Genomic DNA, 22,887 nt, shown 5'->3' with positions numbered 1-22,887 from the left:
CCCCGACGCCGGGCGCAGCTCACCCGGCCTGCAGCCCCGGCAGAAACTCGGCGGAGCCGAACGCGGGCTTCAGGTCCGTGAACCACGTCGCCCCCTCGTCGTATGCCGCAAAGAACGGGCGGTCCACGAGTTCGGGATCGCGGGCCTGGATCAGATGCAGGACGAAGACCTTCTCGCCGGCCACCTCCGCAACCCCGTCCACGCAGACCTTGCCGGGCATCGCCGACATGACCGGGCCGCGGACTGTGCGGGCGAGGCCGGAGACCCGGGCGTAGGCGTCTCGGAAGATCTCGTGCCCGCGGACCAGTGGGACACCGAAGTAGCCCTGGGGACCGGTGTCCCGCTCCACGAACTGGTAGTACGGCACCGCCCCCAGCGTCGTCGTCACATCCCACAGCTCGGCCCAGGCCTCGGCGCTGTCGTTGATGCCGGCCACCAGCGGGCCCTGGCAGCGGATCACCGCGCCGGTGTCGCGGACGCGGCGCATCGCTTCCCGTACGACCGGCGGCCGCAGCTCCTGCGGGTGGGTGAAGTGGGCCATCAGGGCGAGGTGGCGGCCGGACGCCACGACCTGCTCGAAGAGACGGAGGAGGTCGTCCGCGTCGCGGTCGGTGGTGAAACGGTACGGCCAGAAGGCGAGCGACTTGGTGCCGATCCGGATCGACCGCACGGTGTCGATCTGCAGCAGCGGCTCCACATAACGCCGTAGCACCTCCGTGCTCATCACCAGCGGGTCACCGCCGGTGATGAGGGCGCTGGTGACCTCGGGGTGGGCGCGCAGATAGGCGGACGTGGCCGCGATGTCGTCCGTCGCGATACGCAGATCGGCCTCGCCGACGAACTGCGGCCAGCGGAAGCAGTACGTGCAGTAGGCGTGGCAGGTCTGGCCCTGGCGTGGGAAGATCAGCACCGTCTCCGGGTACTTGTGCTGCAGTCCGGCCAGCCGCTGCCCCTCGTGCACCGGGACGTTGGCGTCGAGCTGGCCCGAGGGGTGCGGGTTGAGTCTCATCCGGATCTCGTGCGCCGCGCGCTGGATCTCGGCCCGGGACGCGTCCTTGGACAGCAGGTCGGCCATCCTGCGGACGTCGGGCGCGGGCAGCATGCCGGTCTGCGGGAAGGTCAGCCGGAAGATCGGGTCGTCGGGCACCGCCGACCAGTCGATCAGCTCGTCGACGACATACGTGTTCGTACGGAACGGCAGGACCGAGGAGACGGCCCGCAGGGCGAGCCGCTGATCGTCCGTCAGGGACACACGCTGCAGCAGACCGTCCAGGTCACGGGGCGTGAAGGCGCGGAATCGGGAGCTGCTCGGGTGTGGAGCAAGGTGGAGCGCTGAACTCATGTGTGCCAGGGCCTCTATTCCGTGACCAGGACCGACGGCCGAAGTTCCACGAAGGCGGCCGTCGACGCATCGTACTTCTCCGCGAAGTGCTGTTTCAGGACCTGGTGCAGGTCGCTTTCGTCGTCGACGACGATCAGCTCGTGGGCGCCCGGTACGTTCAAGGCCTCGCTGTACGCGGAGAGTTGGTCGAGGCGGTGGCGTGCCATGTACGAGACAAGGTCGTGGCCGGCGACGTACAGACCGTCGTCGACATACACGAAGCGGCAGCTGAACTCCCGGCGGCCGTCGGTCGCGTCGACCAGGGTGACCGGCAGATGGGTGAACCGTTCCATCGGCTTGCTCTGCTGCCACAGCTCGTCGAAGCGCTGCTCGACGAAGGCGCCGAGCGGGGAGCGTACGGCGACCTCCAACTGGACGCCCTCGCCGGACAGCCGTCCGACAGTGAGGAAGGAGACGAGGGAGCGCTCGTCCCAGCGGTAGAGCGTCACGCCGGGGGACGTGGAACACAGGCGTACTTCGAGGAACTGCCGGGGGCCGTCGTCGAGGCGGCGCACGAACTGGCTCAGCGTGCGCAGGTTGCGCAGGATGTCGCGGCGGATGTCGTCACTCTGCTCGCCGAGTTCACGGCCACGCAGGATGACGGCGAGGGAGTCGGGGTCGAGGAGCAGGATCTGCACCCGGGCGCCGTGCGCGGTGGCGGACTTGACGCCGCGGAAGAGGCGTTCGGAGTACTGCGGGCCGAACAGGTTGGAGAAGGTGTCCAGCACCTTCACGTTCGAGGTCGAGCCGTAGACCTGGGCGCTGAACCATTCGTAGTCGAGCCGGGTGTGTTCGCGGACCCGTCCCTCCTGGGCGCGGGAGATGAGCGGGCCGATCACGAAGACGGTGATGACGACGCCGACGAGGTCGGTGCCGAGGTTGAGGGCGAGGTTCTCGCTGTATTGGGCCATGTGCCTGGCGAACCACAGCAGCACGCCCGCGCAGCCGGCGAGCAGGGCCAGCACCGTGAGGCTCTGGGGGCGGCGCGGCGTGCGTAACGCGCGCAGCAGCCAGCGCGGCCTCGACATCGGCGTCCGCCCGCTCACCCGTGTTCCCTCTCCCCCGGCCGAATCCGCGCACGGGAGAGCACGCTCCCCCCGCGGAATCAGTGGATACCCGCGCGGGGGAGGCGCTACGCGTCGAACGAACTACCGGCCGCAGTACGCAGATTGGACTCAGCCGAGGAGGTGCATCCAGCCGTGCTTGTCCTCCGCCGTGCCGCGCTGGATGTTCAGCAGGGCCTCGCGGAGCCTGAGCGTGACCTCGCCCGGCTCGCCGCCCGCCTGCTGCCACTCGGTGCTCTCGCGCTTGACGGTGCCGACCGGGGTGATCACGGCGGCGGTACCGCACGCGAAGACCTCCGTCAGCGTGCCGTTCTCGGCGTCGCGCTGCCACTGGTCGATGGAGACGCGGCCCTCCTCGGACTCGTAGCCGAGATCGCGGGCGACGGTCAGGAGCGAGTCACGGGTGACGCCCTCGAGGATGGAGCCCGTCAGCGACGGCGTGATGATCTTGTCCCCGTACACGAAGTACAGGTTCATGCCGCCGAGCTCCTCGACCCACTTGTGCTCGACCGCGTCGAGGTAGCAGACCTGGTCGCAGCCCTTGGCGGCGGCCTCGGCCTGGGCGAGCAGGGAGGCCGCGTAGTTGCCGCCGGTCTTGGCGTCGCCGGTGCCGCCGGGGACGGCGCGGACACGGTTCTCGGAGAGCCAGATGGTGACCGGCTTCACGCCGCCGGGGAAGTAGGCGCCGGCCGGGGACGCGATGACCAGGAAGAGGTACTCGTTGGCGGGCTTCACGCCCAGACCGACCTCGGTCGCGATCATGAACGGGCGCAGGTAGAGGGACTCCTCGCCGCCGTGCGCGGGGACCCATGCCTTGTCCTGCTGGACCAGGGCGTCGCAGGCCTCGATGAACGTCTCGACCGGCAGCTCGGGCATCCCGAGGCGGTGTGCGGAGCGCTGGAAGCGCTCGGCGTTCTTCCCGGGGCGGAAGGTGGCGACGGAGCCGTCGGGCTGACGGTAGGCCTTGAGGCCCTCGAAGATCTCCTGCGCATAGTGCAGGACCATCGTGGCCGGGTCGAGGGAGAGCGGGGCGTACGGGACGAGCTGACCGTCGTGCCAGCCGCGGCCCTCGGTCCACTTGATCGTCACCATGTGGTCGGTGAAGTGGCGGCCGAACCCGGGGTTCGCCAGGATCGCCTCGCGCTCCGCGTCGGAGAGCGGCGAGGCCGAGGGCTTGAGCTCGATCGTGGGCGTCGTCATGAGTGGTTGTCCTTCACCGGTTGTGTGTGACGGGCCGCGCTCACGTCCGTACGGCCGGTGGCCAGTGCTAGGACGTCCGAGCATTCCCTCAATCCGCGGCTCCGCGTTCGATTATCGCAAGGCGGGGACCGTGGCAGAAAACGGCGTGAAATGCAGCCCAGGGGATGATGGTGGCACCCGGCGGGGACATAGCGAAAGCCGCCGGGTGCGGATGCGACCCGGCGGCTTCGAAGTGTTTCGAGTGGCCTGGGGGTCCCCCCAGGCCCTTAAGGCTCTGGGGGAGGGTCAGCCGGCTACTCGTACGGCCAGCGCGTCGCCGATCTCCGACGTGGAGCGGGCGGGCTTGCCGGTGCGCTCGGCGAGGTCGGCGGAGACCGCCTCGTCGATGCGGGCGGCCTCGGCCTCGTAGCCGAGGTGACGCAGGAGCAGCGCGACGGACAGGACCGTGGCGGAGGGGTCGGCCTTGCCCTGGCCTGCGATGTCGGGCGCCGAGCCGTGCACGGGCTCGAACATCGAGGGGAACTCGCCGGACGGGTTGATGTTCCCGCTCGCGGCGACGCCGATGCCGCCGGAGACGGCCGCGGCGAGGTCGGTGATGATGTCGCCGAAGAGGTTGTCGGTGACGATCACGTCGAAGCGCTCGGGCTGGGTGACCAGGTAGATGGTCGCCGCGTCGACGTGCATGTACTCGGTGGTGACCTCGGGGAACTCCGCGGCCACCTTGTTGAAGATGTTGGTCCACAGGTGACCCGCGAAGGTCAGCACGTTGTTCTTGTGGATCAGTGCGAGCTTCTTGCGCGGGCGGGCCTGCGCACGGGCGAAGGCGTCGCGGACGACGCGCTCCACACCGAAGGCCGTGTTGACGGAGACCTCGGTGGCGACCTCGTGCTCGGTGCCCTTGCGGATGGTGCCACCGTTGCCCGTGTACGGGCCCTCGGTGCCCTCACGGACCACGACGAAGTCGATGCTCGGCTCGCCGGCCAGCGGGGTCGCCACACCGGGGAGCAGCTTGCTCGGCCGCAGGTTGACGTGGTGGTCGAAGGCGAAACGGAGCTTGAGCAGGAAGCCGCGCTCCAGGACGCCGGAGGGGACGCTCGGGTCACCGATCGCGCCCAGCAGAATGGCGTCGTGCTTCTTCAGCGCGTCGAGGTCGGCGTCGGTGAGGGTCTCACCGGTGTCGTGGTAGCGCTTGGCGCCGAAGTCGTACTCCTTGGTCTCCAGCTTCACATCCTGCGGAAGGACGGCGGAGAGGACCTTCAGACCTTCGGCCACGACCTCCTGGCCGATGCCGTCACCGGGAATCACTGCGAGATTGATGCTGCGAGACATGCGGGAACCCTACTCCTCGTCCCATGGGATGACATGCCGCGTCCGCCATACGGACACACCGATGACGCAGGGCGTCAACTGGTCGCCACCCGTTCACCCGCATGTCTGGCGGGCGTTGGCCATCGCTGGGAAGTTCCCTTCCATGACTGTGCCCTCCAGGGGACGGCCCCCATCAGCGGCTCCGCCGCGGGCCCCCGGACCCCCCGTGCCCGACGTCGGCATCCCGCCGCAGCTCGCAAGCCGGATGAGCATGGCCGAGCAGCACGAGTACCTGCGCACCAAGCTGATCCGGCGCCGCACGCTGGTGACGGCCGGCGCGGTGGCGGCGGGCGCGGCGCTGACCGGCTGCGGCGGCGGATCGGGAGCACAGGGCACGAGGACCTCGGCGCCCGCGACCCCGACGGTGCACGGCTCGGTCGTCTCCCCCTTCGGCCGCCATCTCGCCTTCGGAGCCGACCCGAAGTCGCAGATGCGGATCTCCTGGCAGGTCCCGCTGGCCGTGCGGAAGCCGTATGTCCGCATCGGCCCGACCCCCGACGACCTGAGCCGGAAGATCGAGGCCGAGGTCCGCGATCTGCACACGCCGGGCGTGACGGGCGTGCGTCCGGCGCTGGAGCAGTACTACCTCCACGTGGCCCTGGACGGCCTGCGCCCCGGCACGACGTACTACTACGGCGTGGGCCACGAGGGCTTCGATCCGGCCTCCCCGAAGCACCGCTCGACGATCGGCACCTTCCGCACGGCGCCGGCGTCCCCGGAGAAGTTCGTGTTCACGGCCTTCGGCGACCAGGGCGTCAGCCGGGCCGCGGCCGCCAACGACCACGTCATCCTGCGCCAGAAGCCCGCCTTCCATCTGCACGCCGGTGACATCTGCTACGCCGACACCAATGGCCGGGGCGAGAAGTCGGACGGCTACGACCCCGCGTTCTGGGACCTGTTCCTCAAGCAGAACGAGCCGGTGGCGAGGTCGGTGCCCTGGATGGTGACGACCGGCAACCACGACATGGAGGCCTGGTACTCGCCGGAGGGCTACGGCGGCCAGCTGGCCCGCTTCTCCCTCCCGGACAGCGGCTTCGACGCCCGCACGGCGCCCGGGGTGTACGCGTTCACCTACGGCAACGTCGGCTTCGTGGCGCTGGACGCGAACGACGTCTCGTACGAGATCCCCGCCAACTTCGGCTACACGGACGGCAGGCAGACGAAGTGGCTGGACCGGAAGCTGGCCGAGCTGCGGGCGGCGACGGACGTCGACTTCGTCGTCGTCTTCTTCCACCACTGCGCCTACTCGACCTCCGCGCACGCCTCCGACGGCGGCGTGCGCGCGGAGTGGCTGCCGCTGTTCGCCAAGCACCAGGTGGACCTGGTGATCAACGGCCACAACCACGTGTACGAGCGGACGGACGCCATCAGGAACGGCGAGGTCGGCAGGCCGGTCCCCATCGGTGCGTCGACCGACCCGGCACGGGACGGGATCGTGTACGTCACGGCGGGCGGCGGCGGCCGTGATCTGTACGGCTTCCCGGCGGGTGTGAAGGAGAGCTACGAGGGACACCTCACGCACCACGACTCCGTCGACACCTTCCGGTGGACGAGGTCGAAGGCCTCCGCGGCGGAGACCGTGGAGTGGTCGCGGGTGCGCTACCGGGGCTTCTCCCTCCTCACGGTGGAGGCGGCAAGCGGCGCGAAGCCCACCCTGAAGGTGTCGGCGCTCACGGACAGCGGCGAGCGCATCGATCACTTCGAGGTGCGGCGCGGAGTGTGAGTCCGCGCCGCACCTCATGCGGGTGCGGCTCCCGGCTCAGTGGTGATGCCCGGCTCAGTGGCCGGTCGAACCGCCGTTGTCCCTGCGGTCGAGGGCGCGCTGGAGGGCGGCTGCGGCGTTCTTGCGGTCGGACTCGCTCGTGCGGGAGGTGTGACGGACTCGGCGGCGTGCGGTCGTCTCGGCCATGGGAAATCGACTCCTTCGAAATCCGGGAGTGCGGAAAGGGGTTACGAGACGCCGGATGGGGCGGGGAGCGGTGCCGCAGGGATTGCCTGCACGGGGCGCGCTCACGACCGCCATTCGCTTGGTCGAGCGAGACGTTCGGCTCCTACAAAAGTAAGCGAGCGGGCCCGGTCTGTCTCCACAATTACTCGGACTTCCTACTATCTGAGACGGTGGATTGGGTCACACCGCTCTGAGCTGGGCAGATCCAGCCACTCCGGCGTTTGAGGAGCGGGGGTCCGGGGGCTGGCCGCCGGCGACGGGACGGGTAGGGGCGGCGGGGGCGAGACCTCTGGCGGATCACACCCAGACGGCTGATCCTCCGCCGCGGCATGCGACAACGGCCACCGGTGAAGGGAACGGTGAGGTCATGAACGACAAGGCCAAGGCACTTCTCGAGGGCGGCCCGCAGGATCTGCCGGAGCGGATCGTGCCGATCGCGACGCCCGGAGCAGACCTGAAGATCGAGCTGCGCAACGGCTACGAGCACTTCAGGCAGACCGCACGCCACGCGGACACACCGGAGGGCACACTCCCGGTGTACGAGTGGTGGGAGCGCACGGAACTGCCCGGCTAGCCCCGGGGCCGCAGCGCCGCCGCCACCGCCTCCCGGAACCCCTTCGGGTCCTCCACCCACGGCGCATGCCCGGCCTCCGGCAGCGTCGCGCGGCGTACGCGCGGCAGGGCCCGCTCCAGGGAGTCGACCGCCGAGCGCGGCCGCGGATCCCGCTCGCCGTCGACGATCAGTACGGGCACGTCGAGGGACGTGCAGGCGTCGTAGAGCCCGGGAGTGCCCCAGTTCCGCCTGCGCTCGTCGTTGAGGGCCCTGCTGCACTCGGTGTTGATCCCGAGCCAGGGGTCGGCGAGCCGCCCGGCATGCTCCAGCGCCCGTTCCCGGTCCGGGTAGTCGGCGGACCACTGGAGCACCGCCCGCTCCCGCTCCTCGCCCTCGCTCAGATGCGGCCGGCCCGTCAACTCCCGCCAGCGTGCCAGCCGTTCGGGCCGCTCACCGAGCCGCGCGAGGAGGTTCTCCCGGAAGGTGCCGAACCAGTCGGAGTCCGGTCCGATGCCCGTGCCGCTCACGTACACCAGTGAACTCACCCGCTCGGGATGCGCGAGCGCATGGCTCAACGCCAGCTGCGCACCCCACGAGTGACCGAGCAGCGCCATCCGATCCAGCCCGAAGTGCCGCCGTACGGCGTCGAGATCGGCGACGAACCGCTCGCTGGTCCACGGCCCGGCGCACCGCTCCGAACGGCCGCACCCGCGCTGGTCCCAGCGGACGACCGTGGCCAGGTCGCCCAGCATTCCGGCCACGTCCTCGAAGTAGTCCCAGAGCCCGGGGCCACCGTGGCAGAGCACCAGCGGGTCGCCGCTGCCCGACCGTGCGGCCCACAGACGTACGCCGTCGTCGGCCACCACGGTCGGGCTCTCGTGCTGCGTCACCGTCATGAGGGGCAGTCTGCCCCTGCGACGGGTCAGCCCATGTGCGGGTACGTGTAGTCCGTCGGCGGGACCAGCGTCTCCTTGATCGCTCGGGTCAGGGTCCAGCGCATCAGGTTCTGCGGGGCGCCGGCCTTGTCGTTGGTGCCGGAGGCGCGGCCGCCGCCGAAGGGCTGCTGGCCGACGACGGCGCCGGTCGACTTGTCGTTGATGTAGAAGTTGCCGGCCGCGTAGCGGAGCTTGTCCATCGTGTACGCGGCCGCCGCGCGGTCGTTGGAGATGACCGAGCCCGTCAGTGCGTAGTCGGACACCGACTCCATCTGGGTCAGCATCTCCTCGTACTTGTCGTCCTCGTAGACGTGCACGGCGAGGAACGGGCCGAAGTACTCGGTGCGGAAGACCTCGTTCTCCGGGTCGCTGCACTCGACGACGGTCGGGCGGACGAAGTAGCCGACCGAGTCGTCGTAGGTGCCGCCCGCAACGATCGTGCAGGCCGGGTCGGACTTCGCGCGGTCGATGGCGGCCTTGTTCTTGGCGAAGGAGCGCTCGTCGATGACGGCGCCGATGAAGTTGGAGAGGTCGGTGACGTCGCCCATGGTCAGGTAGTCGACCTCGGCGGCGAACTCCTCCTTGAAGCCGGAGTTCCAGATGGACGCCGGGATGTAGGCGCGGGAGGTCGCGCTGCACTTCTGGCCCTGGTACTCGAAGGCACCGCGGGTGAGCGCCGTCTTCAGGACCGCGGGGTCGGCGCTCGGGTGGGCGACCAGGAAGTCCTTGCCGCCGGTCTCGCCGACCAGGCGCGGGTAGGAGCGGTACTTCTCGATGTTGTTGCCGACCGTCTTCCACAGGTACTGGAAGGTCTTGGTCGAGCCGGTGAAGTGGATGCCCGCGAGGTCTCGGTGCTCGAGGGCCACCTTGGAGACCTCGATGCCGTCGCCGGTGACGAGGTTGATGACGCCCTTGGGCAGACCCGCCTCCTCCAGCAGCTGCATCAGCAGGACGGCCGCGTGGGTCTGGGTCGGCGACGGCTTCCAGACGACGACGTTGCCCATCAGCGCGGGGGCGGTGGGCAGGTTGCCCGCGATCGCGCTGAAGTTGAACGGCGTGATCGCGTAGACGAAGCCCTCCAGCGGGCGGTGGTCGAGGCGGTTCCAGACGCCCGTGGAGTTGGCCGGGGGCTGCTCGGCCAGGATCTGGCGGGCGTAGGCGACGTTGAAGCGCCAGAAGTCGATCAGCTCGCAGGGACAGTCGATCTCGGCCTGCTGGGCGGTCTTCGACTGGCCGAGCATGGTGGAGGCCGCAAGGGTCTCGCGCCACGGGCCGGACAGCAGCTCGGCCGCGCGCAGGATGATCGCGGCGCGGTCGTCGAAGGACATCGCACGCCAGGCGGGCGCGGCGGCGAGGGCCGCGTCGATGGCGTCCTGCGCGTCCTGCTGGGTGGCGTTGGCGTACGTGCCCAGGCGGGCCTTGTGGTTGTGCGGCTGCACGACGTCGAACCGCTCGCCGCCGCCCATCCGCTTCTCGCCGCCGATCGTCATCGGCAGGTCGACCGGGTTCTCGGCCAGCTCCTTGAGCTTGGCCTCCAGCCGGGCGCGCTCGGGCGAGCCGGGGGCGTAGCCGTGCACCGGCTCGTTGACGGGGGTGGGGACCTGGGTCACAGCGTCCATGGGATCCGTAACTCCTTGATGTTGAGCGGGTGTTGCGAGCGGGGTGCGGGCTCAGCCCTTGCTGACCATCGACCGGAGGCTGTGCTTGCCCGGGGGCCAACCCCCGGACCCCAGGCCGACGCCGCGGCAGGGCCTCGTTGTCTCAGCCACGTGTGATCATGCTCCTCAGGAAGAAGCGCAGGTTCGCCGGCTTTTCAGCCAGGCGTCGCATGCTGCGCCTTCCCGGGGGCCAACCCCCGGACCCCCGGCCGACGCCGCGGCACAGCCTCGTTGTCTCAGCCACGTGTGATCATGCTCCTCAGGAAGAAGCGCAGGTTCGCCGGTTTTTCAGCCAGGCGTCGCATGAAGTAGCCGTACCAGTCGGTGCCGTAGGCGGTGTAGACGCGCATGCGGTGGCCCTCGGCGGCCAGCCGCAGGTGCTCGTCGCTGCGGATGCCGTACAGCATCTGGAACTCGTACTCGTCGAGCTTGCGCCCGGCCCTGCGGGCGAGTTCCTGCGCGATGGAGATCAGGCGCGGGTCGTGGGACCCGATCATCGGATACCCCTCGCCCTCCATCAGAGTCCTCAGGACCCGGACGTACGCCTTGTCGATCTCCTGCTTCTGCTGGTACGCGACCTCGGCGGGCTCCTTGTACGCGCCCTTGACCAGCCGCACCCGGCTGCCGGCCGCGGCGAGGCGGCGGGCGTCGGCCTCGGTGCGGAACAGGTAGGCCTGGATGACGCAGCCGGTCTGCGGGAAGTCCTTCCGCAGCTCCTCGTGGATGGCGAACATCGAGTCGAGGGTGGTGTGGTCCTCGGCGTCGAGCGTGACCGTCGTACCGATGGCGGCGGCGGCCTCGACGACGGGCCGGACGTTGGCGAGGGCCAGCTCATGGCCGCCGTCCAGCGCCTGGCCGAACATCGACAGCTTCACGGACATCTCGACCCGCTCGCCCAGCTGCAGCTTCTCCAGCCGGCCGACCAGCGCCAGATAGGCGTCCCGGGCCGCGGCGGCCTGCTCGGGGGTGGTGATGTCCTCGCCGACGACGTCCATCGTCAGCTCCAGGCCGCGACCGGTGAGGTCCTTGATGATCGGCACGATGTCGTCGACGGTCTCACCGGGGATGAAGCGGTCGACGACCTGCTTGGTCACCGGGGCCGCCGAGATCAGGCGTCGCATCCGGTCGCTGCGCGACGCGGCAAGAATCACGGGACCCAGCACGGGGCACCTCCACAAACCAGCAGATAGAACCACCGTGAAACCTAAGGATCCCTCCGATCCTCAGCCATCGACAGCTGTCACGCATCCGTGCCGCAGATCTCAGACAGATGTATGAAGCGGGCCCGGAAATGCGGGAGAATGCCCGAGTGACGTCCGAAGCCTTCAGCCACGCGGGTGACTACCAGGAACTGGTCGACGAGATCTCCGAGCTCCTCGGCGTCCCCGCGACCCTGGAGAACCGGGACTTCGAGCTGATCGCCTTCGGTGCGTACGACAGTGAGGGCGACCTCGACACCTCAGCCCTGGACCCCGTGCGCACCCGCTCGATCCTGACGCGGCGCTCCACGTCCGCCGTCCGTTCGTGGTTCGAGGGCTTCGGCATCACCCGGGCGACGGGCCCGGTCCGTATCCCGCCGACGCCCGAGGCCGGCGTGTACCGGGGACGTATCTGCCTGCCGGTACGCCATCGGGGCGTCGTCCTGGGGTATGTGTGGCTGCTGGACTCCGACCCGGGCCCGACCGAGCGGCAGCTGACCGCGGCCATGGACGTGGCGGCCCGCATCGGCGCACTGCTGGCGGACGAGGCGCAGCACGGCGCCGACCTCACCCGGGAGCTGCGGGCCGTGCTCACCGCCGAGCGCGGCTGGCCGCAGGACATGGCGGTGGCCGAACTGCGCACCGCGCTGGGCTCGCGCGCGGACGGCCTGCACACGGTGGTCTGCGTGACGCCCTGGCCGTCCGCCGACCCGGACGACGCCCCTTCGGTCCGTACGGTGCCGGGGGCGACGGCGCTCTGCACGGTCCCGTGGGGCGCGGCGTCGCAGTCCCTCGCCCTGCTGGTACGGCTGCGTTCGGCGGACGTCCTGACGCCGGCCACCTCGGCGGCGGGGCGGCTGCTGGAGCGGGCGCGGCAGCTGGAGGGGGGCGGCACGGCGGCGTGCGGGGTCGCGGCCGCGCGCACCGGGCTCGCGGAGGTGGCGACGGCCTGGCGCGAGGCCTTGGCGGCGGCGCGGGCCGCGCTGGCGGAGCCCCGGCTGGGCCCCGTCGCGGAGTGGGCGCACATCGGCCCGTTCCGCCTGCTGACCTCGCTGCCGCCGGAGGTAGCCCACGACCCTGCCGTACAGACCCTGTTGTCCCCCACCTACCGCGAACTCGCCCGCACCGCCGAGATCTACCTCGACTGCGCGGGCCAGGCCGCCCGCACGGCTGCCGAGCTGGGCGTCCACCGCCAGACCCTGTACTACCGCCTGTCTCGCGTGGAGAAGCTGACGGGCCTCGACCTGGACGACGGCGAGGACCGGCTGCTGCTGCACATGGCGCTGAAGGGGGCAAGGCTGTAGCCGCGCCGCCGCCGCGTCACCAAGCAGGAGACGAAGATCCGCAGCACCGGCCTCGGCGCCCTGAACGTCGCCGCAGACAGCGTGCGGGTAGCGGCAGGCCGCCCCTGGACGCGACCAGCTGCCGCCGCCGATCGGCCTGCCGCTATGGCTGCGGGCTGCTGTGTGATCGCCGCCACAATGATTACTGAAAATGATTGTCATCATGCTAACGTCGCCGCACTCACCCTTGACCACCCCTTTACCCGGAGGGTTCCGTGCGCCTGCCCGCTCGCCGTCTGCTCCCCGCCACCGCTCTCACCGCGGCCTCGGCCCTGCTCACCGGCTGCTTCTCGGGGACCCCCGCCGAGGGGGACGGTGACGGCAGGCGCATCCGCGTCGCGATGATGCAGCCGCCGCGCTCGGGGCTCTCCCCGCTCTCCGACGACGCGTTCAAGCTGTCGCGCTGGTCGACCGCCGAGACTCTGGTGAAACTGGACGCGGACGGTGACGCCGAACCCGCCCTTGCCACCAAGTGGACGCAGTCCGGCCGGAGCTGGACCTTCGAGATACGCGACGGCGTCACCTTCCACGACGGCACGAAGCTCGACGCCAAGGCGGTCGTCCGCTCCCTCACCAGGGCCGCGACCGCCTCTCCCAAGCCCCGCATCCTCGACGGCGTCGACCTCACGGCCGAGGCACACGGGGACGCCGTCACCGTCACCACCGCCGACGAGGACCCACTCGTCCCCCAGCGGCTCAGCTCACCGCAGCTGTCGGTCCTCGCGGCGAAGGCGTACCGCGGGAAGACGGTGAACCCGGTCGGCGCGGGCACCGGCCCCTTCGAGCTCGTGTCCGTCGACGGCACCTCCGCCGCCACCCTCGACCGCTACGACGCCTACTGGGGCGGCAGGGCCAAGTCCCCCGGAATCGACGTGAAGTTCGTGCCCGACGGCACCGCCCGCGCGGCTGCGCTCCGCAGCGGTGAGGCCGACATCGTCGAGGCGGTGCCCGTCTCGCAGGCCGCGCTGCTCGACGAGGACCTGATCACCGAAGTCCCGATGCCGCGCACCAACACGCTGTACCTCAACACGTCCGACGGCCCCTTCAAGGACGCCTCCCTGCGAGCCGCCGCCCGCGAGGCCGTGGACGCCGAGTCGATCGTGAAGGGCGTGTACGAGGGCCGCGCCGACGTCGCCGAGGGACTGCTCGGGCCTGCACTGCCGTGGGCGGCCGAACTGCGGGGGCCGGTGTCCCACGCCAAGGCGGTCCGGCCCGCGGGCCGGACCGTCACCATCGGCACCTTCACCGACCGAGCCGAACTCCCCGAGGTCGCCGCCGCACTGCAACAGCAGCTCCAGAAGGCCGGGTTCAAGGTGAAGCTGGTGGTCCGCGAGTACGCGAACATCGAGTCGGACGCGCTGGCCGGCAGGTTCGACGCGTTCATCCTCTCCCGTGCCACCGTCCTCGACTCCGGCGACCCGGCCGCCTACCTGTACAGCGACTTCGCCTCCGACGGCTCCTTCAACATCTCCCAGCTGGCGGACCCGGCCGTGGACAAGGCGCTGAAGAAGGCCGGCGAGACGGAGAGCGGCGAGGCCAGGCGGAAGGCGGTCGTCGCCGCGGAGGCCGCCGTGCTCGCCACCGACGCCGCCGTGCCCATGCTCCACGAGCGCGTGATCCAGGGCGACGCGGCAGCGGTCAGGGGTGCCGCCCACGACCCCCGCGAGCGGGAACTGGTCACGGCGGACACGTACGTCAAGTGAGGCACCGCACAAGGGGGTTGCCGACCGCTGCCGGGGTGACCCGCACCCTCGGTCTCGTCTCCGTCCTGGCCGCGGTGGGGCTCCTCCCCTGGCTCTCCGGCAAGGACCCCGCCCTCACGGTCCTGCGCGCCCGCTCCGCCGAGCAGGAACCCACCAAGGAGGCCCTGGACGCGGTACGCCGTGACCTCGGTCTGGACGCGGGTGCGATGTCCCTGCTGGGGAGTTGGGCCGACAACCTGCTCCACGGCGACCTCGGCACCTCCTGGGTGTCCGGCACCGACGTGCTGCCGTCCGTCGTCGCCGGACTCCAGGTGTCGCTGGCACTGATGGGCGCGGCGTTCGGGGTGGCGGTGCTGCTGGCGTGCGCCCTGGTGGCGCCGGTGCTGGTGCGGCAGCGGGCCTCGGCCGGGGCATGGCCCGCCATGCTGGCCGCCGTACCTGAATTCCTCCTGGCCACCGTGGCGCTGCTGGTGTGCGGGGTGTGGCTCGGATGGCTGCCGACGTCCGGCTGGCAGGGGCCCGCGTACCTGGTGCTGCCCGCCCTCGCCCTCGGTGTCCCGGCGGGCGGGCTGCTCGGCCGGCTGGTCGCGGACGCGCTGCCGGCGGTGCTCGACGAGCGGTGGGTGGAGCTGTGGCGGGGTTCCGGGGTGAGCAGGGCCCGGGTGTCGGCCGCCGCCCTTCGGCGCGTGCTGCCGCCGCTGGTCCCGCAGTTCGGGATGGTCGCCGTCGGGCTGACCGGGGGCGCAGTCGCGGTGGAGACCGTGTTCGCCGTGCCCGGCCTCGGGCGTACGGCACTGGGCGCGGCGAAGTCGCAGGACCTGCCGCTGCTGCAGGGTGCGGTGCTCGCGCTGCTGCTGCTCGGCCTGGTCACGGGCGCGGCGGTGGCGTTCACACGGCGCCGGCTGCTGGGGCCGGCGCTGTGTGACGCCTCGCTCAACCTGCCGTCGGCCCGTCCGGTCCGAACACACCCGGCGATCCCGTTGACCCTGTTCACAGCGCTTTCCGCGGCCATCGGCTGGGGCCTGTTGCGCGACCCGTACGCCGTACACACCACGGACCGACTGGCCGCCCCCTCCTGGTCGCACCCCCTCGGCACGGACGCCCTCGGCCGGGACGTCCTCGCCCGGCTCGGTCACGGTGCCGGCCCGACCGTCGGCACGGCCGCCGCCGTCTGCCTGCTGAGCCTGCTGCTCGCCCTGGCGCTCGGCTTCCTGCCCGGCGTCGCGGCAGGCGCGGCCGACATCGCCAACGCACTGCCCCCGGTGATCGTCGGCATCCTGGTGGCAGCAGCTGCCGGGCCCGGCACGGGCGGCGCGGCCCTCGCGGTCGCCCTGATCTCCTGGCCCCCGCTGGCCGCGCACGCGGCGGCACTGGTGCAGGAGGTCCGCGCCTCCACCTTCCTGACCGCTCAACGGGCCATCGGCGCCGCCCCGTTGTGGATCCTCACCCGTCACGTCCTGCCGTCCGTGGCCGGCCCCGTCGCCCGCCACGCCCTGCTCCGGCTGCCCGGCATCGCCCTCGCGCTCGCCTCCCTCGGCTTCCTCGGCCTGGGCTCCCAGCCGCCCACCCCCGAGTGGGGCCTGCTGCTCGACGAGTCCCGCGCCTATGTGGAACGGGCCCCGTGGGCCGCCCTCGCCCCAGCCGTGGCACTGGCCCTGCTGGCGGGCATGGCGGTGTCGGGAGCGGCGTACGCGCAGGGCCGGAAAGCCGTCAAGGAGACCCCAGTTGGAAGCTGAAGCACTGCTCTCGGTACGTGACCTGCGCATCGCATTCGGCTGTGTCGAAGCCGTCCGCGGCCTGTCCTTCGACGTCCGCCCGCGCGAAGTCCTCGCGATCGTCGGGGAGTCGGGCGCGGGCAAGTCGCTCACCGCGCGGGCCCTGCTGGGGATGCTCCCGCGGGGCGCGACCAGGAGCGGGAGCATCGAGCTGCTCGGCGCGACCGACCTCGCCGCCGCCCGTGGCCGCCGTATCGCCCTCGTCCCGCAGGACGCGCTGTCGGCCCTCTCCCCCGTCCACCCCGTGGGCGACCAACTCGCCGCCGCCGTACGCTCGGTGGCACGCGTCTCCCGCAGGCAGGCCCGTGCCCGCGCCGTCGCCGCGCTGGAACGCGTCGGCATCCCCGACGCCGCACGCCGGGCGCGCTCCTACCCGCACGAGTACTCCGGCGGTATGCGCCAGCGGGCGGTCGTCGCGATGGCCACCATCAACGAACCGGACGTCCTGGTCGCCGACGAGCCCACCACCGCACTGGACGAGGAGCGCCGGGACCGGGTCCTGCGGGTCCTGGCCGAGCAGCGGGAGGCGGTGGGCGCGGCGCTCGTCCTGGTCACGCACGATCTGGACGCCGTACGTGAGCACGCGGACCGTGCGCTGGTCATGTACGCCGGCCGCCTGACCGAACTCGGCCCGGCACAACGGGTGTTGACCCGTCCCCTCGCCCCCTACACCGCGGGCCTGCTGGCCTCCCTCCCCCAGAACGCCCCGGCCCGCCGCCGTCTCCCCACCCTCCCCGGCACGCCACCCGCCCCGGGCGCGCTCCCGCCGGGCTGCGCCTTCGCCCCGCGCTGCGGACGCGCGACGGACAGCTGCCGACGCGAGGAGCCCGAACCACAGCAGGCCGATGGACGACTGGTTGCCTGCCACCACTGGGAGGCAGCGTGAACGTGCCCCTGCTGGACGTCCGCGACCTCGTGGTCCGCTACGGCGCCGTCACCGCCGTGGACCATGTGTCCTTCGCCCTGGCCCCCGGCGAGACCCTCGCCCTGAACGGCCCGAGCGGCTGCGGCAAGTCGTCCACCGCGCTGGCGGTGCTCCAGCTGCGCCGCCCGGATGGAGGCGAAGTCCACTTCGAGGGACGGGAGTTGACACGTCTCCCCGAACGCGAACTCCGCCCCCTCCGACCGCGTATGCAGCCCGTCTTCCAGGACCCGTACGGCTCGCTCAGCCCCCGTCACCGCATCCGCGACGCGGTGGCGGAACCGCTGAAGGTCCAGGGCCGCTGGACCTCCACGGGCGGCCCGGCCCGCGTCGCCGAACTCCTCGACCGGGTCGGCCTGGACCCCTCGTACGGCGACCGCCGGCCGCACGAACTCTCCGGCGGCCAGTGCCAACGCGCAGGCATCGCCCGGGCGTTGGCCTCCGACCCGCGCCTGCTGGTGCTCGACGAACCCGTCTCCGCCCTGGACCCGTCCATCCGCGCAGGCGTGCTGAACCTGCTCGCCGACCTCCAGGACGAACTCGGCCTCGGCTACCTGTTCATCTGCCACGACCGCGCGGTGGTACGGCACTTCGCGGACCGGGTGGTGGAGATGCGGGACGGGCGGGTCAGCTCCTCGTGGCCCCGGCGATCACCTGGCGCAGCCCCTCGGTGAGCTGCTCCGCGGTGGGTGCGGTCTTCGGGTCGAAGGTCCACTGGGCGATGAGGCCCGTCATGAGGGTCACGTAGAACATGCCGAGGGTGTCGGTGGTCTCGTCCGAGACGTCCTCCTCGCGCCCGCCCATGAGCATCGGCACGAACCCGCGTCCGGCCTCGCGCTGGGCCCGCGCCAAGTGGTCGCGCACCTCGGGCAGTTGGTCACCCATGACCACGATCTCCATGCTGAGATGCCAGATCGAGCCCGGGGCGCGCATGGTGCCGATGACGTTCGACCACACCTCCTGGAACCGTTCGAGGGAACCGGGCTCGGCGCTCGTCGCGGCCCCGTCCCCCTCGAAGGCATCCCCCATCCCCTCGACCAGCGACACATACGCCTGCGCCAACAGCGCGTCCTTCGAACCGTAGTGGTAGCCGATTGAGGCCAGATTGGTCCCCGATGCCTTGACGATGTCACGCGCCGTCGTGCGCGCGAACCCCTTCTCCAGCAGGCAGCGCTTGGCGCCTTCGAGCAGATCCTCACGGTGTCCCATGCCCCCACCCTACTCCGATCCATACAACCGTCCTATACGCATGACTTATACATTCGTTCTAGACAAGCGTTTAAGACGCCCGTACAGTCCCTGTCATGACGAACCCGACGGGCACCACCACAACCCCGGCCGGCCACCTGGCCGGCCGCCGCGAATGGACCGCACTGGGCGTGCTGATGCTCCCGCTGCTGCTGGTCTCGATGGATGTCTCGGTCCTGTACTTCGCGATCCCGGCGATCAGCGCCGACCTGGAGCCGAGCGGCACCCAGCAGCTGTGGATCTTCGACATCTACGCCTTCGTCCTGGCCGGCCTGCTGATGACGATGGGCTCCCTGGGCGACCGCATCGGCCGCCGCAAGCTCCTCCTGATCGGCGCGGCGGCCTTCGGCATCGCGTCGCTCACCGCGGCCTACGCGAACAGTGCCGAGACCCTGATCGCGGCCCGCGCGGTCCTCGGCATCGGCGGCGCGACCCTGATGCCGTCGACGATGGCGCTGATCCGCACGATGTTCACCGACCCCGGACAACGCGCGAAGGCGATCGGCATGTGGTCCGGCGTGATGACGGCCGGGATCGCGCTCGGCTCGGTGATGAGCGGTGTCCTCGTCCAGTACTTCTGGTGGGGCTCGGTCTTCCTGGTCAACCTGCCCGCGATGGCCCTGCTGCTCATCATCGGCCCGTTCCTGCTGCCCGAGTCGCGCGACCCGGCCCCCGGCCGCTTCGACTGGCTGAGCGTGCCCCTGTCGATGGCCGCGGTGCTCCCCGTCATCTACGGCCTGAAGGAGATCCCGTCGGAGGGCTGGCACACCCAGTACGTCGTCTCGATCACCATCGGCCTGCTCTTCGCGACCGCCTTCGTCCACCGCCAGCGCACCGCGGCCTCCCCGATGATCTCCCCGGCCCTGTTCCGCGGCCGCGGCTTCGCCCCCTCGGTCGTCCTCAACCTGATCGGCTCGTTCGCGATGATGGGCTCGGCGTACTTCACCACGCAGTACCTGCAGTCGGTGCTCGACAAGAGCGCGATGGAAGCGGCCCTGTGGGCGCTGCTCCCCTCGGTGCCGATCGGCATGGCGGCACCGCTGGCGACCTCCCTGGTCCAGAAGGGTGTCGACCGGGCCTACGTGGTCACCGCGGGCTTCGCGATCGGCGCAGTCGGCTATGCACTCCTGGCCTTCGCCGACACGGACTCCCTCTGGCTGGTCCTGATCGCGTGCGGCGTCCTCGCCTCGGGAATCGTCATGGTCATCTCCCAGATCACGGACCTGGCACTGAGCAGCGCCCCGATGGAACGGGCGGGCTCTGCGTCCTCTCTGATGGAGACCGGCGGCGAGTTCGGCGGCGCGCTCGGCATGGCGATCCTCGGCTCCATCGGTACGGCGGTCTACCGCCACGACATTCCGGCCTCGGCGCCGGCTGCGGCTCACGAAACACTGGGCGGCGCGCTTGCGGTCGCCGCTCAGCTCCCGGGGCGCGCGGGAGACGCCCTGGCGGCGACGGCCCGCGAGGCGTTCACCAGCGGAATGCAGGGCGCGGCGATCGCCGGGACGGTCGTCCTGGTGGGGGCGGCGGCGCTGGCGGCAAGGGCGCTGCGGGGAATTCACGTCGCCGACGATTAAGGGCACATGCAAAACGCCGGACGGGCATTCTCAGCCCGTCCGGCGTTTTGAGGACGAGGCCCCTCAAGGGCCGAAAGCACCCGTCCCAAAGACAGCAGCCCCCAGAAACGGGGGCAACGTCAGACCAGGTTCACCGAGCGGGCGAACGTCGCCCCGATCTCCGCCTCGACCTCGACCAGCACCGCGGGGGGCACCGTGTCGTCGACGGTCAGCACGGCCAGCGCCTCGCCACCGGCAACGGCCCGCGAGACCTGCATACCGGCGATGTTGATCCCCGCCTCGCCGAAGATACGACCGACCGTGCCCACGACACCGGGACGGTCCTCGTACCGCAGCACGACCATGTGCTCGGCGAGGGCGAGGTCGACGTCGTACTCGCCGACGGCCACGATCTTCTGCAGGTGCTTCGGGCCGGCCAGCGTGCCGGAGACCGACACCTCTTCGCCGGTCCCGAGCGTGCCGCGCACGGTGACGACGTTGCGGTGGTCGGCCGACTCCGAGCTGGTGGTCAGCCGCACCTCGACGCCGCGCTCCTGCGCGAACAGCGGGGCGTTGACGTAGGAGACCGTCTCGGCGACGACGTCCTCGAAGACACCCTTGAGGGCGGACAGTTCCAGCACCTTCACGTCGTGCTGGGTGATCTCGCCGTACACCTCGACGTCGAGGCGGACCGCGACCTCGCCCGCGAGCGCGGTGAAGATACGGCCCAGGCGCTCGGCGAGCGGCAGGCCCGGCTTGACGTCCTCGGCGATGACACCGCCCTGGACGTTCACCGCGTCCGGCACGAGCTCACCGGCGAGGGCGAGGCGCACCGAGCGGGCGACGGCGATACCGGCCTTCTCCTGCGCCTCGTCGGTGGAGGCACCGAGGTGCGGGGTGGCGACGACCTGGTCGAACTCGAACAGCGGAGAGTCCGTGCAGGGCTCCTTGGCGTACACGTCGAGACCGGCACCGGCGACCCGGCCCTCCTTGAGGGCGGAGTACAGCGCCTCCTCGTCGACGATCCCGCCGCGCGCGGCGTTGACGATCCGCACGCTCGGCTTGACCTTGCGCAGCGCCTCGTCTCCGATCAGGCCCACGGTCTCGGGGGTCTTGGGCAGGTGGACGGTGATGAAGTCGGAGACCTCGAGCAGCTCGTCCAGCGAGAGCACCTTGACGCCCATCTGCGCGGCGCGCGCGGGCTGGATGTACGGGTCGTAGGCGACGACCTTCATGCCGAACCCGGACATGCGCTGGGCGACCAGCGCACCGATCCGGCCGAGACCGACGACACCGAGGGTCTTCTCGGCGAGCTCGACGCCCGTGTACTTGCTGCGCTTCCACTCGCCGTTCTTCAGCGCGGCGTTGGCCTGCGGAATGTGGCGGGCGGTGGCGACGATGAGACCGCAGGCCAGCTCGGCCGCGGTCACGATGTTCGAGGTGGGGGCGTTGACGACCATCACGCCGGCCTTGGTGGCGGCGGAGACGTCCACGTTGTCCAGGCCGACGCCGGCTCGTGCGACGACCTTCAGCTTGTTCGCGGCGGCGATGGCCTCGGCGTCCACCTTGGTGGCGGAGCGGATCAGGATCGCGTCGACGTCGGCGATGGCGGGGAGCAGTTCGGCTCGGTCCGCTCCGTTGCAGTGCCGGATCTCGAAGTCCGGGCCAAGCGCGTCCACAGTCGCGGGCGACAGCTCTTCAGCGATGAGTACGACGGGTTTCGAGCTCACGTGAGTCCTCACAAGTCCAATGCGGACGGCCGTCCCGACGGCCGCAGGCGGTGGAGGTTTGCTAGCCGCGTGGAAGACGCACGACGCTGTGGGCCTGACGCGTATGTAGTACGGCAGTGTAGTGGCGCCGCGACGATCGTCCTGCGCCTGTGCGGAAGGATCACCCGTCCGTGATTCGACGGGTTGGACAACGGGGCCGAAGCGGACTGCTCCGGCCCCGCCGCCTGAGGCTTACGCCTCCTCGTCGACCCAGCTCATCAGCTTGCGCAGCTGCTTGCCGGTGGTCTCCAGCAGGTGCTCGGAGTCGGCCGTCTTGTACTCGTTGTACTTCTTCAGACCGCCGTGGTACTCGGCCATCCACTCACGGGCGAAGGTGCCGTCCTGGATCTCGGCGAGGACCTTCTTCATCTCGGCCTTGGTGGCGTCGGTGATGATCCGCGGGCCGGTGACGTAGTCGCCCCACTCGGCGGTCTCGGAGATCGACCAGCGCATCTTCTCCAGGCCGCCCTCGTACATGAGGTCCACGATCAGCTTCAGCTCGTGCAGGCACTCGAAGTACGCGATCTCCGGCTGGTAGCCGGCCTCGGTCAGCGTCTCGAAACCGGCCTTGACCAGCGCGGCCGTGCCACCGCAGAGGACGGCCTGCTCGCCGAAGAGGTCGGTCTCGGTCTCCTCGGTGAAGGTCGTCTTGATGACGCCGGCGCGGGTGCCGCCGATGCCCTTGGCGTACGACAGCGCGAGCGCGAAGGCATTGCCGGTCGCGTCCTGCTCGACGGCCGCGATACACGGAACGCCGCGGCCCTCCTCGTACTGGCGGCGCACGAGGTGGCCCGGGCCCTTGGGGGCGACCATGCAGACGTCGACGTTCGCCGGGGGCTTGATGAAGTCGAAGCGGATGTTCAGGCCGTGGCCGAAGAACAGCGCGTCGCCGTCCTTGAGGTTGTCCTTGATGGACTCCTCGTAGACCTGGGCCTGGATCGGGTCCGGCACCAGGATCATGATGACGTCGGCCTCGGCGGCGGCCTCCGACGGCGTCACCACGCGCAGGCCCTGCTCCTCGGCCTTGGCCTTGGACTTGGAGCCCTCGTGCAGACCGACACGGACGTCGACACCCGAGTCACGGAGCGACAGCGCGTGGGCGTGGCCCTGGCTGCCGTAACCGATGACCGCGACCTTGCGGCCCTGGATGATGGACAGGTCGGCGTCGGCGTCGTAGAACAGCTCGGCCACTTTGGGTTCTCTCCTTGAGTGCAGGTGTTGCGTCCCACCGTATGACGGCGGGCGGAAACGAAGTCTCGGGGTCT

19 protein-coding genes are annotated in these 22,887 nt (G+C 70.6%); 8 read left to right on the top strand and 11 right to left on the bottom strand.

Annotated features, from left to right (window positions below; genetic code table 11):
* Nucleotides 1-19 precede the first annotated feature (19 nt).
* From EDD92_RS32860 to EDD92_RS32845, 4 genes are all read right to left on the bottom strand, one after another.
* Nucleotides 20-1,342 carry a KamA family radical SAM protein gene (locus EDD92_RS32860; RefSeq protein WP_123967673.1) on the bottom strand — a complete coding sequence of 441 codons (1,323 nt, stop codon included), beginning with the start codon at nt 1,340-1,342 and terminating at the stop codon, nt 20-22.
* A gap of 14 nt (nt 1,343-1,356) precedes the next feature.
* Nucleotides 1,357-2,427, bottom strand: a complete 1,071-nt coding sequence (locus tag EDD92_RS32855) for a hypothetical protein (RefSeq protein WP_123967672.1) — start codon at nt 2,425-2,427, stop codon at nt 1,357-1,359.
* Nucleotides 2,428-2,556: 129 nt separating this feature from the next.
* Nucleotides 2,557-3,645, bottom strand: coding sequence for a branched-chain amino acid aminotransferase (locus EDD92_RS32850; protein WP_123967671.1), 1,089 nt, complete (start codon nt 3,643-3,645; stop codon nt 2,557-2,559).
* Between the two features lie 285 nt (nt 3,646-3,930).
* A complete protein-coding gene (locus EDD92_RS32845; RefSeq protein ID WP_123967670.1) occupies nt 3,931-4,974 on the bottom strand; it encodes a 3-isopropylmalate dehydrogenase in 1,044 nt (347 codons plus the stop codon).
* Between the two features lie 244 nt (nt 4,975-5,218).
* Between EDD92_RS32845 and EDD92_RS32840 the strand changes: the two genes are divergently transcribed.
* Nucleotides 5,219-6,736 carry a metallophosphoesterase family protein gene (locus EDD92_RS32840; RefSeq protein ID WP_260327354.1) on the top strand — a complete coding sequence of 506 codons (1,518 nt, stop codon included), beginning with the start codon at nt 5,219-5,221 and terminating at the stop codon, nt 6,734-6,736.
* 54 nt (nt 6,737-6,790) lie between these two features.
* Here EDD92_RS32840 and EDD92_RS51455 read toward each other — a convergent pair whose 3' ends face one another.
* Entirely contained in the window at nt 6,791-6,922 is a 132-nt protein-coding gene (locus EDD92_RS51455; RefSeq protein WP_020121043.1) for a hypothetical protein, read from the bottom strand.
* Nucleotides 6,923-7,328: 406 nt separating this feature from the next.
* On the opposite strand from EDD92_RS51455, the gene EDD92_RS32830 reads away from it, so the two are divergent.
* Entirely contained in the window at nt 7,329-7,535 is a 207-nt protein-coding gene (locus tag EDD92_RS32830) for a DUF5988 family protein (RefSeq protein WP_123967668.1), read from the top strand.
* Here EDD92_RS32830 and EDD92_RS32825 read toward each other — a convergent pair.
* From EDD92_RS32825 to EDD92_RS32815, 3 genes are all read right to left on the bottom strand, one after another.
* Nucleotides 7,532-8,410: an alpha/beta fold hydrolase gene (locus tag EDD92_RS32825; protein WP_123967667.1), complete on the bottom strand. Its 879-nt coding sequence runs from the start codon at nt 8,408-8,410 to the stop codon at nt 7,532-7,534. The genes EDD92_RS32830 and EDD92_RS32825 overlap by 4 nt on opposite strands.
* A gap of 26 nt (nt 8,411-8,436) precedes the next feature.
* On the bottom strand, nt 8,437-10,068 hold the full coding sequence (gene pruA, locus EDD92_RS32820; protein WP_123967666.1) for an L-glutamate gamma-semialdehyde dehydrogenase: 1,632 nt from the start codon (nt 10,066-10,068) through the stop codon (nt 8,437-8,439).
* 275 nt (nt 10,069-10,343) lie between these two features.
* Nucleotides 10,344-11,270, bottom strand: a complete 927-nt coding sequence (locus EDD92_RS32815; RefSeq protein WP_123967665.1) for a proline dehydrogenase family protein — start codon at nt 11,268-11,270, stop codon at nt 10,344-10,346.
* 128 nt (nt 11,271-11,398) lie between these two features.
* Here EDD92_RS32815 and EDD92_RS32810 point away from each other — a divergent pair, with 128 nt between their 5' ends.
* From EDD92_RS32810 to EDD92_RS32790, 5 genes are all read left to right on the top strand, one after another.
* Entirely contained in the window at nt 11,399-12,610 is a 1,212-nt protein-coding gene (locus EDD92_RS32810; protein WP_123967664.1) for a CdaR family transcriptional regulator, read from the top strand.
* A 254-nt stretch (nt 12,611-12,864) separates the two neighbouring features.
* Nucleotides 12,865-14,352 (top strand): ABC transporter substrate-binding protein, encoded by a 1,488-nt coding sequence (locus tag EDD92_RS32805; RefSeq protein WP_123967663.1) that lies wholly within the window; start codon nt 12,865-12,867, stop codon nt 14,350-14,352.
* Nucleotides 14,353-14,387: 35 nt separating this feature from the next.
* A complete protein-coding gene (locus EDD92_RS32800; RefSeq protein WP_260326892.1) occupies nt 14,388-16,088 on the top strand; it encodes an ABC transporter permease subunit in 1,701 nt (566 codons plus the stop codon).
* Entirely contained in the window at nt 16,078-17,013 is a 936-nt protein-coding gene (locus tag EDD92_RS32795) for an ABC transporter ATP-binding protein (RefSeq protein WP_123967661.1), read from the top strand. The genes EDD92_RS32800 and EDD92_RS32795 overlap by 11 nt, the downstream gene beginning before the upstream one ends.
* The gene (locus EDD92_RS32790; protein ID WP_123967660.1) at nt 17,010-17,723 is read left to right on the top strand and encodes a dipeptide/oligopeptide/nickel ABC transporter ATP-binding protein; all 714 of its coding nucleotides are present in this window, start codon (nt 17,010-17,012) and stop codon (nt 17,721-17,723) included. Before EDD92_RS32795 ends, EDD92_RS32790 begins: the two co-directional genes overlap by 4 nt.
* Here the strand turns inward: EDD92_RS32790 and EDD92_RS32785 are convergent.
* Nucleotides 17,677-18,258: a TetR/AcrR family transcriptional regulator gene (locus EDD92_RS32785; RefSeq protein ID WP_123967659.1), complete on the bottom strand. Its 582-nt coding sequence runs from the start codon at nt 18,256-18,258 to the stop codon at nt 17,677-17,679. The two genes, EDD92_RS32790 and EDD92_RS32785, sit on opposite strands and share 47 nt — an antisense overlap.
* 95 nt (nt 18,259-18,353) lie before the next feature.
* Here EDD92_RS32785 and EDD92_RS32780 point away from each other — a divergent pair, with 95 nt between their 5' ends.
* Entirely contained in the window at nt 18,354-19,874 is a 1,521-nt protein-coding gene (locus EDD92_RS32780) for an MFS transporter (protein ID WP_123967658.1), read from the top strand.
* Nucleotides 19,875-19,993: 119 nt separating this feature from the next.
* On the opposite strand, the gene serA is transcribed toward EDD92_RS32780, so the two are convergent.
* Nucleotides 19,994-21,583 carry a phosphoglycerate dehydrogenase gene (serA, locus tag EDD92_RS32775; RefSeq protein ID WP_123967657.1) on the bottom strand — a complete coding sequence of 530 codons (1,590 nt, stop codon included), beginning with the start codon at nt 21,581-21,583 and terminating at the stop codon, nt 19,994-19,996.
* Between the two features lie 231 nt (nt 21,584-21,814).
* The gene (gene ilvC, locus EDD92_RS32770) at nt 21,815-22,813 is read right to left on the bottom strand and encodes a ketol-acid reductoisomerase (RefSeq protein WP_030942878.1); all 999 of its coding nucleotides are present in this window, start codon (nt 22,811-22,813) and stop codon (nt 21,815-21,817) included.
* Nucleotides 22,814-22,887 lie beyond the last annotated feature (74 nt).

This window comes from Streptomyces sp. TLI_185 (assembly GCF_003814765.1).
Taxonomy (GTDB): domain Bacteria; phylum Actinomycetota; class Actinomycetes; order Streptomycetales; family Streptomycetaceae; genus Streptomyces.
The sequence above is the reverse complement of the archived record's forward strand: the minus strand, read 5'-3'. Positions and strand labels throughout refer to the sequence as shown.

Bases quoted from the DNA above. Each gene is read 5' to 3' on its own strand.
- EDD92_RS32830 (WP_123967668.1), top strand. From the start codon at position 7,329: ATGAACGACAAGGCCAAGGCACTTCTCGAGGGCGGCCCGCAGGATCTG.
- EDD92_RS32860 (WP_123967673.1), bottom strand. From the start codon at position 1,342: ATGAGTTCAGCGCTCCACCTTGCTCCACACCCGAGCAGCTCCCGATTC.
- EDD92_RS32825 (WP_123967667.1), bottom strand. From the start codon at position 8,410: ATGACGGTGACGCAGCACGAGAGCCCGACCGTGGTGGCCGACGACGGC.
- EDD92_RS32840 (WP_260327354.1), top strand. From the start codon at position 5,219: ATGAGCATGGCCGAGCAGCACGAGTACCTGCGCACCAAGCTGATCCGG.
- EDD92_RS32780 (WP_123967658.1), top strand. From the start codon at position 18,354: ATGACGAACCCGACGGGCACCACCACAACCCCGGCCGGCCACCTGGCC.
- EDD92_RS32845 (WP_123967670.1), bottom strand. From the start codon at position 4,974: ATGTCTCGCAGCATCAATCTCGCAGTGATTCCCGGTGACGGCATCGGC.
- pruA (WP_123967666.1), bottom strand. From the start codon at position 10,068: ATGGACGCTGTGACCCAGGTCCCCACCCCCGTCAACGAGCCGGTGCAC.
- EDD92_RS32850 (WP_123967671.1), bottom strand. From the start codon at position 3,645: ATGACGACGCCCACGATCGAGCTCAAGCCCTCGGCCTCGCCGCTCTCC.
- EDD92_RS32810 (WP_123967664.1), top strand. From the start codon at position 11,399: ATGCGGGAGAATGCCCGAGTGACGTCCGAAGCCTTCAGCCACGCGGGT.
- EDD92_RS51455 (WP_020121043.1), bottom strand. From the start codon at position 6,922: ATGGCCGAGACGACCGCACGCCGCCGAGTCCGTCACACCTCCCGCACG.
- EDD92_RS32785 (WP_123967659.1), bottom strand. From the start codon at position 18,258: ATGGGACACCGTGAGGATCTGCTCGAAGGCGCCAAGCGCTGCCTGCTG.